Annotated in this window: 1 protein-coding gene; it reads right to left on the bottom strand. The window is 70.5% G+C overall.

What is annotated here, in order from left to right; translation table 11 throughout:
• Positions 1-259: 259 nt before the first annotated feature.
• Positions 260-762 (bottom strand): type 1 glutamine amidotransferase domain-containing protein (locus Psi01_RS43000; RefSeq protein ID WP_204069974.1); only part of this gene is annotated, 503 nt, incomplete at its 5' end.

Raw genomic sequence — 762 nt, 5'->3', positions numbered from 1 at the left:
CCTCAAGCTCACCATCTAGGACACCGTCTTACTAACACAGGTTGGGGTGATATGTGCGTACGCCGCAGGCGGCCCCCGGTCTGCTGACGCCCCCCGCCTCCTCCGTCCCTTGCCCCTGACGAAACCGATGACGCCAGCGCATTCAGGCATGAAAGGTGTACGTGGTCTGGATGGCCGTCCACGACGGGCTTCACCTGCCGCACCGGACCTGCTGACGGCCGGACGACGCCAGGCGGGGTGCGACGGCGCCTGGGCGAGGTCAGGCCCGGTGTGCAGCGGCGCCGGCGTGCGGGCCTTTGGCGAACTCCTGCACGATGCGCTCGCAGAAGGCCGGCAGGTCGTCGGGCGACCGGCTCGTGGTGATGTTGCCGTCGGTGACGACCGGCTCGTCGACCACCTCGGCCCCGGCGTTGCGCAGGTCGGTGCGCACGCTCGGCCACGAGGTCAGCCGGCGGCCCCGCGCGACGTCGGCCTCGACGAAGTTCCACGGGCCGTGGCAGATCGAAGCGACCGGCTTGCCCGACTGGACGAAGTCCCGGACGAAGCGCACCGCAGCGGGTTCCATGCGCAACTTGTCCGGGTTCACCGTCCCGCCCGGCAGGAGCAGCGCCTCATAGTCGTCGACCGACACCTCGCCGACCAGCCGGTCCACCGTGAAGGTGCCGGCGTCTTCGAGGTCGTGGTCGCGCGCCTGGATCTCGCCGTCGGCAATGGAGACCACGACAGTGCGGGCGCCGGCGTCGTCCAGCGCTTGCCGCGGCC

It is taken from the genome of Paraplanobispora siamensis (assembly GCF_016863175.1).
In the GTDB taxonomy this organism is placed as follows: Bacteria; Actinomycetota; Actinomycetes; order Streptosporangiales; family Streptosporangiaceae; genus Planobispora; species Planobispora siamensis.
This window is presented reverse-complemented; position numbering and strand designations above follow the sequence as displayed.